At 40.8% G+C, this 13,660-nt stretch carries 8 protein-coding genes; 5 read left to right on the top strand and 3 right to left on the bottom strand.

What is annotated here, in order from left to right; translation table 11 throughout:
- Positions 1-23 precede the first annotated feature (23 nt).
- The 4 genes from WQ54_RS09275 to WQ54_RS09260 all read left to right on the top strand — a co-directional run bounded on the left by WQ54_RS09275 (position 24) and on the right by WQ54_RS09260 (position 6,375).
- The gene (locus tag WQ54_RS09275; protein ID WP_046515378.1) at positions 24-2,903 is read left to right on the top strand and encodes a 2-oxoglutarate dehydrogenase E1 component; all 2,880 of its coding nucleotides are present in this window, start codon (positions 24-26) and stop codon (positions 2,901-2,903) included.
- Positions 2,904-2,985: 82 nt separating this feature from the next.
- Positions 2,986-4,233, top strand: a complete 1,248-nt coding sequence (gene odhB / locus WQ54_RS09270) for a 2-oxoglutarate dehydrogenase complex dihydrolipoyllysine-residue succinyltransferase (RefSeq protein ID WP_046515373.1) — start codon at positions 2,986-2,988, stop codon at positions 4,231-4,233.
- Positions 4,234-4,384: 151 nt separating this feature from the next.
- On the top strand, positions 4,385-4,873 hold the full coding sequence (locus tag WQ54_RS09265) for an acyl-CoA thioesterase (RefSeq protein ID WP_046515370.1): 489 nt from the start codon (positions 4,385-4,387) through the stop codon (positions 4,871-4,873).
- A gap of 260 nt (positions 4,874-5,133) precedes the next feature.
- Positions 5,134-6,375 (top strand): NADP-dependent malic enzyme, encoded by a 1,242-nt coding sequence (locus WQ54_RS09260; protein WP_046515367.1) that lies wholly within the window; start codon positions 5,134-5,136, stop codon positions 6,373-6,375.
- Between the two features lie 450 nt (positions 6,376-6,825).
- Here WQ54_RS09260 and WQ54_RS09255 read toward each other — a convergent pair whose 3' ends face one another.
- From WQ54_RS09255 to WQ54_RS31835, 3 genes are all read right to left on the bottom strand, one after another.
- Complete coding sequence (locus tag WQ54_RS09255) at positions 6,826-8,643, bottom strand: BlaR1 family beta-lactam sensor/signal transducer (RefSeq protein ID WP_046515364.1); 1,818 nt, start codon at positions 8,641-8,643, stop codon at positions 6,826-6,828.
- A gap of 1 nt (position 8,644) precedes the next feature.
- On the bottom strand, positions 8,645-9,031 hold the full coding sequence (locus WQ54_RS09250; RefSeq protein ID WP_046515361.1) for a BlaI/MecI/CopY family transcriptional regulator: 387 nt from the start codon (positions 9,029-9,031) through the stop codon (positions 8,645-8,647).
- 235 nt (positions 9,032-9,266) lie between these two features.
- Entirely contained in the window at positions 9,267-10,946 is a 1,680-nt protein-coding gene (locus WQ54_RS31835) for a NucA/NucB deoxyribonuclease domain-containing protein (protein WP_052737728.1), read from the bottom strand.
- 519 nt (positions 10,947-11,465) lie between these two features.
- Between WQ54_RS31835 and WQ54_RS09240 the strand changes: the two genes are divergently transcribed.
- On the top strand, positions 11,466-13,478 hold the full coding sequence (locus tag WQ54_RS09240) for a penicillin-binding transpeptidase domain-containing protein (protein ID WP_197089573.1): 2,013 nt from the start codon (positions 11,466-11,468) through the stop codon (positions 13,476-13,478).
- The last annotated feature ends 182 nt before the right edge of the window (positions 13,479-13,660 follow it).

Genomic DNA, 13,660 nt, shown 5'->3' with positions numbered 1-13,660 from the left:
ACGAATCAATGGAGGTATTGTAATTGACAATACAAAAAAATCAACAATATCCTTGGGATAATTTCCATGGTCCGAACCTTGGCTATGTCATGGAACAATATGAGCTTTATGTAAAAGATGCTGACAACGTTAGTCCAGAATTAAAGGAGCTTTTTGTAAGCTGGGGTCCTCCTTTATTTGTTGGAGAAAAACAGATTCAACAACGTGCAGAAAGTTCAAGTCCTGTTTTAAGCGATCTGGCAGGTACAAAAAAAATAATAAAAACAGTAAAACTGCTTGATGACATCCGTTCGTATGGACATTTAGGCGCGCGAATTAACCCTTTAGAAAAGAATGAAAATGATGACCTTGTACCAACTCCTGAACAATATGGCTTAATTGAGGAAGATTTGAAAGCGATTCCAGCTGAACTGGTATGGACAGATGCTCCAACAGGTATTCACACCGCATTTGATGCAGTAAGCCAATTAAAGAATGCTTACACGGGCTCTTTAGCCTACGAGTTCGGTCATGTACACAATATGGAAGAGCGAAATTGGTTAACTCAGATGGTAGAAAGCGGTGCTTTAAAACGTGCGCTTTCAAAAGAAGAACGTAAAAACTTGTTAGAGCGGCTGGCGGAAGTCGAAGGATTTGAACAGTTTTTACACAAAACATTTGTTGGTCAAAAACGATTCTCGATTGAAGGGGTCGACATGCTGGTGCCGATGCTCGAGGAAGCGGTTAATAAAGGGGCAGCGGAGGGGATACACAATGTCATGATTGGAATGGCCCACCGCGGACGTTTAAGTGTCCTGGCTCATGTGTTGGAAAAACCTTATCATATGATTTTCTCTGAATTTCAGCACTCCTCCGCAAAACCACAAGGTCCGTCAGGAGATTTGCTCGATATAAGTGAGGGATGGACGGGGGATGTGAAATACCATTTAGGCAGAAACCGATTCATGGAAGGCTCCGGTGCAGTTCGTACCCGCATTACCTTAGCGAATAACCCGAGCCACCTTGAATTTGTCGATCCGGTTGTTGAGGGATTTGCCAGAGCCGCTCAAGAAGAACGTCATCAAGCCGGCTACCCTAAACAGGATACTTCAAAAGCATTTGCGATTTTAGTCCATGGTGATGCGGCATTTCCTGGTCAGGGGATTGTGGCCGAAACCTTGAATTTAGCGGGGTTAAAAGGATATCGAACCGGCGGAACCATCCATATTATTGCCAACAACATGGTAGGCTTTACGACAGACAGCCATGATTCCCGTTTCACAAGATATGCGAGTGACCTTGCGAAAGGATACGAAATACCTGTTGTACATGTGAATGCCGATGATCCAGAAGCTTGTCTGGCAGCCGTCTATCTTGCCTATCAATACCGGGTACGATTCCAAAAAGACTTTTTGATTGACTTAGTCGGATATCGGCGATTTGGACATAATGAAATGGATGATCCAGCGGTCACCCAGCCGCAGGTGTACAAAAAAGTGACAAAACATCCAACCGTAAGAGCATTATATGCGAATCAATTAATAGCAAACGGCACTCTCGATCAAGAAGAAATACAACAACTCGATCGCCGCGTGCAAGAAACCTTGAAAGCCGAATATGAAAAAGCGTCAGGGAAAAAGCAAGAGGAACCAGTTGAAGAAGTAAAGGTACCAGGGGTAATTGCCAAAGGAATTCCAAGTATTGAAACAAAGGTTCAGCTTGATGCCCTTCGTGAATTAAATAAGGATTTGCTGAAATGGCCAGAAGGCTTTCATGTGTATCCAAAATTAAAACGTATTCTGGAACGTCGTGAAAATGCACTAGAACAAAACGGAAAAGTAGAATGGGGGGTAGCGGAAACCCTGGCATTCGCGACGTTGCTAAAAGAGGGCACGCCAATTCGTCTAACTGGTCAGGATTCGGAGCGCGGAACGTTTGCGCAGCGTCACATCGTACTGCATGATACCAAAACAAACGAAACCTTTTCACCTTTACACCGTATCCCGCAAGCTCAGGCTTCGTTTGCCGTTCACAATAGCCCTCTGTCTGAGGCGGGAGTTATCGGTTTTGAATATGGCTACAATGTATTTGCACCTGAAACACTTGTAATCTGGGAAGCGCAATACGGTGACTTCGCCAACACCGCCCAGCCGTTCTTTGATCAATTCATTTCCGCAGGGAGAGCGAAATGGGGACAAAAATCAGGGCTGGTCCTCCTGCTGCCTCATGGTTATGAGGGCCAAGGACCTGAACACTCCAGTGCTCGTCAGGAACGCTTTTTACAATTGGCAGCTGAAAACAACTGGACAGTGGCGAATTTAACAAGTTCGGCGCAATATTTTCATATTTTACGTCGTCAGGCTGCTATTTTAGGAACCGAGTTTGTGCGGCCATTAGTGATTATGACACCGAAAAGCCTGTTGCGTCATCCACTAACTGCTTCTGTTGGCACTGAGCTTAGCGATGGTCATTTTAAAATGGTGGTGGAACAGCCTCAGCTTGGTACTAAAGTAAACAAAGTGAAGCGTCTAGTATTAACAACAGGTAAAATGGCAATTGATTTGGCTTCCCAATTGGAAGTAACAAAAGAAAATCAAAGCCTTGATGAGATACACATCATTCGCATCGAACAATTGTATCCATTTCCTAATGAAGAAGTGAAAGCAATCTTACAGCGTTATCCGAACTTAGAAGAAATGGTCTGGGTTCAGGAAGAACCGAAAAATATGGGATCATGGCATTACATCGCTCCTATCCTGTTTGAGCTCGCTTCTGGAAACTTAAAAGTAGGGTATATCGGACGTCCGGACCATTCCAGCCCTGCAGGCGGTGACCCGCTGGTTCATAAAAAAGAACAGGAACGCATTGTCCAACAATCATTGACAATTGAAAGTCTAGCAGATACACAGAAACAAGGAATATAGATGTTATAAACGAATCAACACAAACCAGAAAAGCAAACACATTATAAAAAAGGCAGACAAGAAGGCCGGGAGGAGAAGCTGCATGTTTGAAATCAAAGTACCAGATCTAGCAGAATCCATTACAGAGGGAACCATTTTAGAATGGCTCGTTACGATTGGTGATAAAGTGACCAAAGGTGATAGTGTAGTAGAACTGGAAACAGACAAAGTCAATTTAGAAGTAAACACAGAATACACAGGTGTCGTAACAAAGGTACTAAAGGAGCCTGGAGATACAGTAGAAGTAGGAGATGTAATCGCCATTTTAGAAGACAAAGTTGCAGAAGGTGAAGCACCAGCTGTTCCAGCAGCTCCGGAAAAATCGGTACCAGAAGCGGTGCAGCCTGCAAGTACCCCGCCAACGCCAGAACTTCCAAAAGCAGCCCAACCGATTGCTTCGCCTTCGGCACGAAAATTAGCAAGAGAACTAGGCATTGATTTAACACAAGTCGTCAGCAGTGATCCACTTGGCAGAATCAGACCGCACGATGTGAAAGCACACACGCAGACACCTGTTGCAAAAGAAGAGCCAAAATTAGAAAAGACCGGTTCAAATCCAGCTGCAAAACAAGCTTATCCTGAAATTAACAAACCGATGGAACGTATAAAAATGTCACGCCGTCGTCAAACCATTGCCAAACGTCTCGTTGAAGTCCAGCATACTGCTGCGATGTTAACAACGTTTAACGAAGTCGATATGACGGCCGTTATGGACTTACGCAAAAAACGTAAAGATGCCTTTTTTGAAAAACATGATGTTCGCCTAGGATTCATGTCGTTTTTTACAAAAGCCGTTGTAGCCGCTTTAAAGAAATATCCGCTTTTGAATGCTGAAATTCAAGGGGATGAGCTTGTCGTCAAGAAATTTTATGATATTGGAATCGCAGTAGCAGCTCCGGAGGGATTGGTTGTGCCGGTTGTGCGTGATGCGAATCAAAAAAGCTTCGCTGAAATTGAAAGAGATATTAGCAATCTCGGCAAAAAAGCACGAGACAATGCCCTGTCATTAAAAGATTTACAAGGCGGTACATTTACCATTACAAATGGCGGAGTATTTGGATCATTAATGTCAACTCCGATCTTAAACGCTCCGCAGGTAGGGATTCTCGGTATGCATAAGATTCAAACAAGACCGATCGCTATCGATCATGACCGAATAGAAAACCGTCCAATGATGTATATTGCTCTTTCTTATGATCATCGCATTGTCGATGGAAAAGAAGCTGTTAGCTTCCTGGCTACGATAAAGGAGCTGTTGGAGGATCCGGAATCTTTATTATTAGAAGGGTAAAATTTATATAAAATGATAGATTAATTTAGCTTCTCTATAAGGACCGCTTGATTCTAATAGGGAAGCTAAAATAAGTTTTCAAAGCAATCCATGTCATAAGCGGGGTGCAACATAGCGTCAATCGATTGATATGTTTTAAGGGGATGTATGTATGGAAGCAAAATATTGCAAAGAATCACGAGTGATACGAACAAGTCGGGTGTTTCCAAATGATGTAAATAATCATAATACGTTATTTGGAGGAAGGCTAATGAGTGATGTGGACCAAATCGCTTCCATTTCTGCAGCGCGTCACAGCAGGAGAGAATGTGTAACGGCTTCAACAGATTCAGTCTGTTTCGAATCCTATGTGACATGGACAGGTACATCGTCTATGGAGGTATTTGTAAAAATAATAGCAGAAGATTTAAAAACCGGTAAACGTAAAATAGCAGCGACTGCCCTCTTAACTTTTGTCGCACTTGATGAACAAAAGCGTCCAACCCGGGTTCCACAAGTGATTCCGGAAACAGAAGAAGAGAGAAAGTTACATGAAACCGCGCCAGAGAGAGCGAGAATGCGTAAAGAAAGAAAACAAAAGAGTAAGGAATTAGCTGCGTTTTTAACAACAAATCAGCCGTGGGATTTACATATCAGGTAATGGTTTTGGCTAAGGCAGAAATCAGTTTGGTGTTGAATCATCATGATGACAATAAATTTTGCATGATAAAAGAGGAAAACGGATTGAAATGCAAAGATATATCTCCTTTTCACCTAGCTCATTTTTATCAATAATCCAGGTTGGGTGTAAGGAAAAGCGGTGTAGTTGTTCCGCCTTTTTCCAGGTTAATAAAGTGCGAAGAGTCCTTATTTCATATATAAAATCGATATCTACTAAACTAATAAAAGGAGAGGCATAAGATGTCCACATTACGTGAAGAATCATTACAGATGCATAAAGAAAATCAAGGAAAGCTAGGTGTCCACTCTAAAGTGGCTGTACGAAATGCAAAAGATTTAAGTCTAGCGTATTCACCAGGAGTAGCTGAGCCTTGTATAGAAATCCATGAGGATGAAAGCAAAGTGTATGACTATACCATGAAGGGAAATCTTGTTGCGGTTGTCTCGAACGGAACAGCTGTACTTGGCCTTGGCAATATTGGTCCGAAAGCAGCCATGCCGGTTATGGAAGGTAAGTCATTGTTATTCAAGTCATTTGCTGATGTGGATGCCTTCCCTATTTGTCTAGATACAACTGATCCGGATAAAATTGTTGAAGTGGTTAAATTATTGGAGCCGACGTTTGGCGGAGTCAATTTAGAGGACATTGCAGCACCACAATGTTTTGAAATTGAGGATCGTTTACGAAAAGCATGTCAGATTCCAATTTTTCACGATGACCAGCATGGTACAGCCATTGTAACAGCTGCGGGGTTAATTAACGCTTTAAAATTAGCAGATAAAAGGATTGAAGATATCAATGTTGTCGTAAATGGTGCAGGTGCTGCAGGTGTGGCCATTGTAAAGCTGCTTCTTCACATGGGTGTAAAAGATGTTGTTTTATGTGATACAAAAGGAATCATTTATGATGGTCGCCATGTGGGAATGAACCTATTTAAAGAGGAAATGGCCCGCATGACCAATAGCGAACAAAAACAAGGTGTATTAGCAGATGCACTTGTGGGGGCAGATGTATTTGTGGGAGTCTCAGCAGCAGGTGCTATTACAAAAGAAATGGTTCGTTCAATGAATCAAGATCCAATCATTTTTGCCATGGCGAATCCTGTCCCCGAGATTATGCCTCAGGAGGCAAAAGAATCGGGGGCGTTGGTAGTAGGAACAGGACGTTCGGATTTTCCGAACCAGGTCAATAATGTACTCGCCTTCCCTGGTATTTTTCGGGGAGCTTTAGATGTTCACGCGAAAGAAATCAATGAAGAAATGAAGCTTGCAGCTGTTTATGCGATTGCTGGATTAATTGATGAGGAAGACCTTCATAGCGATTATGTCATTCCAGATCCATTTGACAAAAGAGTGGCTGCTTATGTAGCGGCAGCTGTTGCTGAAGCTGCAATAGAATCGGGTGTTGCGCAAAAGCATGTAGATGCAGATGAAATCAAAAAGCGTCTATTACCTTTGGCAGAAAAGACTGTAAGTGTTTAATAAAGGTTATTTCATTCCAAAATGATGATTGGGATAGAGACAAAGAAAGAAGAAGGACTGTGCCCCAAAAGCTTTTTTCATTTCATATGAACCGCCGTATTTTAAAGGTGGTTCTTTTTTTGGGGGGATGGTCGTTCCAGGTTTTATAGACAGTAGGAAAGTGAATTAAAAAAAGGTGAAAAAGCTTCCATTCTTTTTAATAAGATTGAAGCTTTTTTTTGTTTTGCAAAAGATACACTAGTTTTCATTAATAGTAACTACTTTTTTGACATTTTACTCATTTTCCTGATTTTATTTGCTGGAGTATATCATTAACAATGATATATCTAAATTTAATAAATGGACCTAAGTTGAGAGATCGGAGGAGAAACCTTAATCAAGGTCCATTGATATTTTTAAAAAGAAAAAACCGCAGACACACATCTGCGGATTAAGAATGAATAAAAATCTTTATTTATTTTTCCTAGCAGAACTTGAGTCGTAAATCCCTTCCTCCGTCAAAATCGAAAGCGCAACCTCCGCAGCAGAGCTTCCGCCTGCCTGCTTTTCTCCCTGAATATGGGTTGCAAAGAAATACGTATTATCTGCTGTTTCCACATAGCCGACAAACCATCCATCAATATCTTCTCCGTTTACAATAGAGGTTCCTGTTTTACCTGATAATCGTTTGTCATTTGCTTCTTCTAAATATATTGCGTCTTTTATCGTTTGGATATTTGCTTGCCCAAATCCAAAGTCATTTTGGTAAAACTTTTTCAATAAATCGACTTGCTCAATAGGTGAGATTTTTAGCGTTCCATCCATCCAATACGTGGTGATATCACTTGAGAGATCTCCATTGCCATAATCGATTCTTTCAACGTACTGCTCTAATTTCTTCTTACCTAGTTGTTGATCAAGATTTTGGAAATACCATGTCGTGGAGCGTTTCATCGCAGAGAATAAATCCTGATCTTGATTCCACTCATCATACTCATGCTGTGTCCCATCCCATTTCAATGCAGAATTATTCTTTGTAATAATCCCGGATTCAAGGGCAAACAAGCCGCTGTAGATCTTATAAGTAGAATTAGGTGTAAGTCTCGTTGTACTCTCTTCTTTATTGTGAATGGTATACATGTTCTTTTTTGAATCATAGAGAACAAAGCTTCCAGAAAATTCATCAAACAAGCTGCTGTAATCTTTGTAGACAACATTTGTTTTAGGAAAAGCATGGGTATTTTTGTTAACAGCCAATACGGATAAAGAAGGAATACTCATTATAATGACTGTAAAAACAAGAATAAATACGAACACACTTTTTATTTTCACCTGCAGTGATGCCGCTTGAAAATTGGCGATATTTACAATCCGTCTTTTCGTTTGTTTGTATGAGCTGCTTATTTCCGAAGCAGCTATCAAAGAGGAGCTTTGTTGCTTAAGAGAAGCAAATTTTAAAATAACTTCACCATATTTGAATTGCGATTCCTGATCCAGTGTTTTTAACACGGCATGATCACAATAAATCTCCATTTCTGTCTTTAATTCTCTTAAAAAATACCACACAAATGGATTAAACCAATACACCGCTCTAAACAGGCAGCTAAAGTAATTTACGATCATGTCCCGATGCTTGCAGTGGTACAGTTCATGAAGAAGGACACATCTCATCTCATCTATTGATAGAGAAGGCCAATCCTTTGGCAGGACAATGTATGGACGAAACAGACCAAAGGTAATCGGTGATCGAATTAATGATGATGCTCCGAGAACGATGTTTTTCTGTACATGTAATTCCTGTTTACATGATTTAAAAAGCGCTGTTAATTCTTCATTGGAAACGATGTGAAGACTCTTTTTGATTTTGCTGATTTCTCGGTTGCTGAAGAATGTAGCCAACAGCATGCCAGCAATTCCAAGGATCCAGACAATGAAAAAAATAGTATCCATTAATTGAAATGGCGATTGGTTAACAGACATCGAAAAATCCTGCAGTACATTACCATTCTGTGTCATTGGCTCTGCTGCCTTACCCGCAGAATTGATTTCAGATAATGAAGACTGCTGTTCTCCTATATTCATCACCCAGTCAAAAAAGGTGGATGTGTTAAGAGTTTGATAGGGTACAAATGGAATCAGCAATGGCAAAAGGGAAATGACACTGATCACATATTGGGTTCTAGCCGTAATATGGTTTTTTCCTAGTTTTTTAATGAACAGGATGACACCAAACATCACACATAGTAGGATATTACAGATGAAAAAGAGAGAGAAGAAAGAGTTTCCCATATTATTCCTGCTTCCTGTTTTTTCGTTCTTCTAATATTTGATACAGTTCATTAATCTCATCATCTGACAGCTTATCGTTTTCGAGAAAGTTTAACACCATTGAGTTGAGTGCTCCATTATAAAAACGATTTAGAAAGCTGCGGCTTTCTACTTCCAGGTAATCACTTTCAGCTACATTTGGCGTGTAAACAAAGACACGGCCTTCCTTATGATGACTCAAGGCACCTTTTTTTAATAGCCTAAGCAGCATCGTTTGAATGGTTTTAGGACTCCATTTACTTGTTTTAGATAATTTTTCAATTACCTCATTCGTATTAATCGAAGGGTGCTTCCAAATGACTTTCATAACTTCTAATTCTGCTTCAGATATTTGCGGTAATTTTTTCATATCAACCATCCTAAACTTACGATTGTAATAGTTTGATTATAACGTTGGGCTATTTTTAAGTCAACGAGAGTATGGTCCTATCTAAGGTTTACCGATCTCTGAAAGAGAGAGTGCTAGAAGATTTTTTTATAGGGGGAATTGGTATTAGTTACTAGTATATACATAGTCAAAAGAGCTTAGATTGAAGCCCCCAAGCTCTTCCGACAATTTTATTCAACTAAATTTTTTATTATGATTAAGGGATTGCATAGACTTCGACTGTGAAGCTTTTTCCATTGGTGTTTTCCGGTCTGGCGATGTAAAAATCTTCGCTCGTTTTGATTTCTGTCTCAGATCCGTCTGTAAGATCATAGAAGATTGTTTCGTCGACACCGAGGCTGATGTCCTTCATGACATCGAATTTTGCATCTTTAGGACCGTCGACGATTTTCCATTGTAACTTGGTCGCGTAAGAAGGGATGTTTCCGATCGTAAAATTATCACTTGATCGGTTATCTTGGCCTTCCTGAGGCTGACCTTCCGAACGGATCGTCGCGATTTTCTCAGGGGCCTCAACCTCAACATGAAAAGCGTCTCCATCCAGAATCCGGTCATAGGCGTACCAGGCACCGAGCCATGTTCCTGCAGCACCGTTTGAATCAGCGGAAATCATTCTGACAGAAAAATTATCCGATCCGTTCGTCGATGAACCTTGCCAGGTGGAAGCGAAAGGAAATTCGTCACACTGCTTGCCTGTCCGATCCTCACCTGCGAACTCCCGGTCACAAATCCTTCTTGTTTTGTTCCTGTTTTGGTTGTATTCCTCCTGATGACGTCTCGGATACATACGTGTCAGTGTACTGTCTCCTACAGCACCCGGGATTTTCTTTCCAATCATTTGAGGCTTAGTCTGTTCCGGGTTGTCCATCGCGTATTTCCAATGCTGGCCGGCTTCCGTTAGCATTTCGAATTCCGGTTTTGTGACCGGGACATTGAAGACCGGTGTCGCTTTGCTGAATACGGCTCCTTGCGGGAAATATTCATTAGGGAAAGCGAACATGTATTTTGCAGAATCAAAACGGACGGTCTGTTTGATGCCATCTATGCTTTTTTTGAATTTTCTTGCTGAATGGGTAAGGGTGAGTTTCGGCCAAAATTCCATGTATCCCAACTGGTCAGGATTTTCATCAGTTGCCGGGGGCGCTTCTGAGGTGAAGATTTCTGTACTGAAGTTTGAATTTTTCCATTGGGCGATCGTTCGTTCCGTAGCTGGATAGTCGGGATCCTCTTTACAATCACCAGGGTTTACTTTTGCTTCACATACCATATCGATTTCCAACTTGGCTCCATTTAAAGATGGATGGGTCACGATGATATCATCAAGAGTATAATAGACTCTCATGTTCCGGCTTTGGTTGGAACCATACCCTATTTCCGTGAATTGAAATTGAACTCCGGCGTTTATACAGAACCCTGCGACGCATTTGATCGGTACTTGATATGTTGCCACATGTGACCAACAGAAGGAATAACGATTCTTGATAAACCCTGTTTCTGAACTGCTGTCAGGACTTCTCCGGCATTCATCTACAGTCTGGATGTGATCATAGTCAAATTCCGGGGGGACCCAACCGGCTGCCGTCTTGATCGGAGGGGCTAAGTCCGCTCTGTATGTCGCTTTACTTTGCTGGTCTATCTCCATTAATTTATCCAATGTCTGAATGCCTTCTTTTTGCTGGATTTGATCTTGTTTGATTTCAAGCTCTTCGATGGATTTTCCTTGCTTCATCAGTTCGGTTGCTTTCTGGATCTTGTCGTCTGGAACCCAATATGCTCCGCCGTCTGTAATTGCTTGTGTCTGTGCAGGGGCAAGAATGCCAAGGGTCATAAGCATAACAAGGACAATTGATAAAAAACGCTTGTTTAACATAGACATCACAATTCCTCCCTTATTAAATGATAACAGCTGTTTACTACCAATGGACTAGTCCACTCTAAATCAGTGCGATTTAAATCGCTGACAGGTTACTACAAAAAAAAATATTTGGCAATACATTCCAAATTAAATAATGCTAACAACCTATATTTTTTAATAAGATACTATTTAAATAGGAAGAAGGGTAGCCGATTCAAAAGACCTGAGCATGTTTAAAGAACAATATTCTGGAGTAGAGAATAAAGCTATTTTCATATAGAGTTAATTTTCAGGAAGTAACAGTAAAATTGCCCACACTGACCGCTAAAGACTCGTTCATTAATTCTACCTTCCAAAAGAACATGAATCTTAAAAACAACAAAAACTAGCCTGCCTTTATTTTATCCTAAAACTTACGTTTGTAAGAAAAATATTGACTTTAAAACTTACGCGTGTAATAATTCTAAAAGATTACAAATGTAAGTTTTAAAAGTGTAATGTATTCATTAAATAGAATGGCAAGTGTAAGGAGGTAATCAAGTGAACAAGAAGAAGCTCATTTTTCTGCTGTTTTTTATTATGGTTTGTTCCATCCTTTTGTTTGGTTGCTCAAATGAGAGGAAACAAGCAGAAGCATTTGAACAGTTTTCTGATCTGTTATCAAATCAGGAATACCATAAACTGTACGATTTATTATCAACAGAATCAAAGGAGTACATAACTGAAGAAGATTTTGTGACCAAATATACAAATATCTACTCTGGTATCCAAGCAAGAGATCTTAAGGTCGTAAAAAATGAAATTGAAAGGGAAAACAAAAACAATGTGATTCCTTTTTCAGTGGAGATGGATACAGCAGCTGGACAAGTGAACCGGTCTGATTATCAGTTAATGTTAGTAAAAGAGGATGGGAAATGGAAGGTCCAATGGGATGAGAGCTTGATTTTCCCTGCGATGGAAAAAGGAGATAAGGTCAGGGTTAGGACAATAAAAGCAACTAGAGGAAGTATTCTTGATCGAAATGGTTATCCTCTTGCAAAGGATGGCGAACTTAAAACAGTTGGCATCAATCCCGCTGTATTTGACAAACACAATCGAGAAGAAAAAATAAGGGAATTGGCAGCTGTATTAGATATTGGTGAAGAAAATATTAAGAAAAAACTAGATGAAAATTCAAATCCAAACTATTTTGTACCAATTGTTGATCTTCTTCCTGATGATGAAAAAGCAGCAATGTTACAAGAAAGAGGGGAAGACGGCATTTTCGTTAACAGTAAAAATTCAAGGGTTTATGCAGATCACGAAGCATTCGGGAGACTGGTTGGCTATATAGGAAGCATTACGGCTGAGGAATTGGAAAAGAACAAAGAAAAAGGGTATCATTCGACTTCGCTTCTTGGAAAAGCAGGCCTTGAGCAGGTATATGAAGATACATTAAGAGGAATAGATGGCGCGGAGATTTATATAGAAAGAGAGGGATTAAGGGAAGGGATCATTGCAAAACAAGAGCCGCAAAATGGCCGGGATCTTCAGTTATCCATTGACTTTGATTTGCAAATGAATATTTATGATGAAATGAAGGGAGCAAAAGGTTCGGCCGCAGCTGTTCAGCCAACGACGGGTGAGGTTCTGGCTCTTGTTAGTTCGCCTTCTTATAATGCCAATCGTTACACAACCTATATAACAAGAAAGGAACAACAAGGGCGTGAGGAAAGCCAATTTGCGGATGAAGAAAATCGATTCAGTAAATTGTACTCACCAGGCTCCGTTTTTAAATTAATGACAGCTGCAACAGGTCTTGAAAAAAGAACAATCGATCCGGCAAAGCAAATCGCCATCAATGGACGATCATGGAAGAAAGACAGTTCTTGGGGCAACTATAGCATTACACGAGTGAATAACCAATCAGCTGTCAACTTAAAAGCGGCTGTGAAGCATTCAGATAATATTTATTTTGCAATGAGTGCACTTGATTTGGGAAGTGATGCTTTCATTGCCGGAGCGAAACAATTCGGGATTGGGGAAGAGCTTGATGTGGGGTATCCATTAAGCACCAGCCAAATTTCAAATGATGGAAGCATCAGCCGTGAGATCCTGCTTGCTGATTCAGGTTATGGACAAGGCGAAATCATGGTAACATCCCTAAATATTGCTCTTGCGTATAGTGCTTTGTCAAACGATGGGCATATCATGGCACCATCACTTATTCAAACAAAAGGTCATAAGGCTGAGGTGTGGAAGGAAGCGGCCATCTCTGCTGAGCATCTAGCGACAATGCAGCAAGCATTTTCTGCCGTTATTCAAGAGCAAGGCGGAACAGCGAGCGCTGCCAACATTGAAGGAGTTCAATTAGCCGGAAAAACAGGTACGGCAGAAATAAAAGCATCGCAAGCTGATGAGGGTGGAACTGAAAATGGCTGGTTCGTTGCCACAGATATCGATTCCTCTGCCATCTCTCTTGCTATCGTGCTTGAAGATGTAAAGGAGAAAGGCGGAAGCAGTGCGGCGATCCCTATTGGCCGAAATATATTGAGTGATTACTTACAAAATTAGAAAGGGAGGTCCTTCATAAAGCGTCTGAATGCCAAAACCCCGTGAGGAAGCGATAGAAAGGTCCTTCATAAAGCGTCTGAAGGCCGAAACTCCGTGGGGAATGGAAAGAAAAGTCTATGATAAAGCGTCTGAAGGCCGGAACTCTGTGGGGAATGGAAAGAAAAGTCTATGATAAAGCGTCT

It is taken from the genome of Bacillus sp. SA1-12 (genome assembly GCF_000981385.1).
Lineage (GTDB): Bacteria > Bacillota > Bacilli > Bacillales > Bacillaceae > Metabacillus.
The sequence above is the reverse complement of the archived record's forward strand: the minus strand, read 5'-3'. Positions and strand labels throughout refer to the sequence as shown.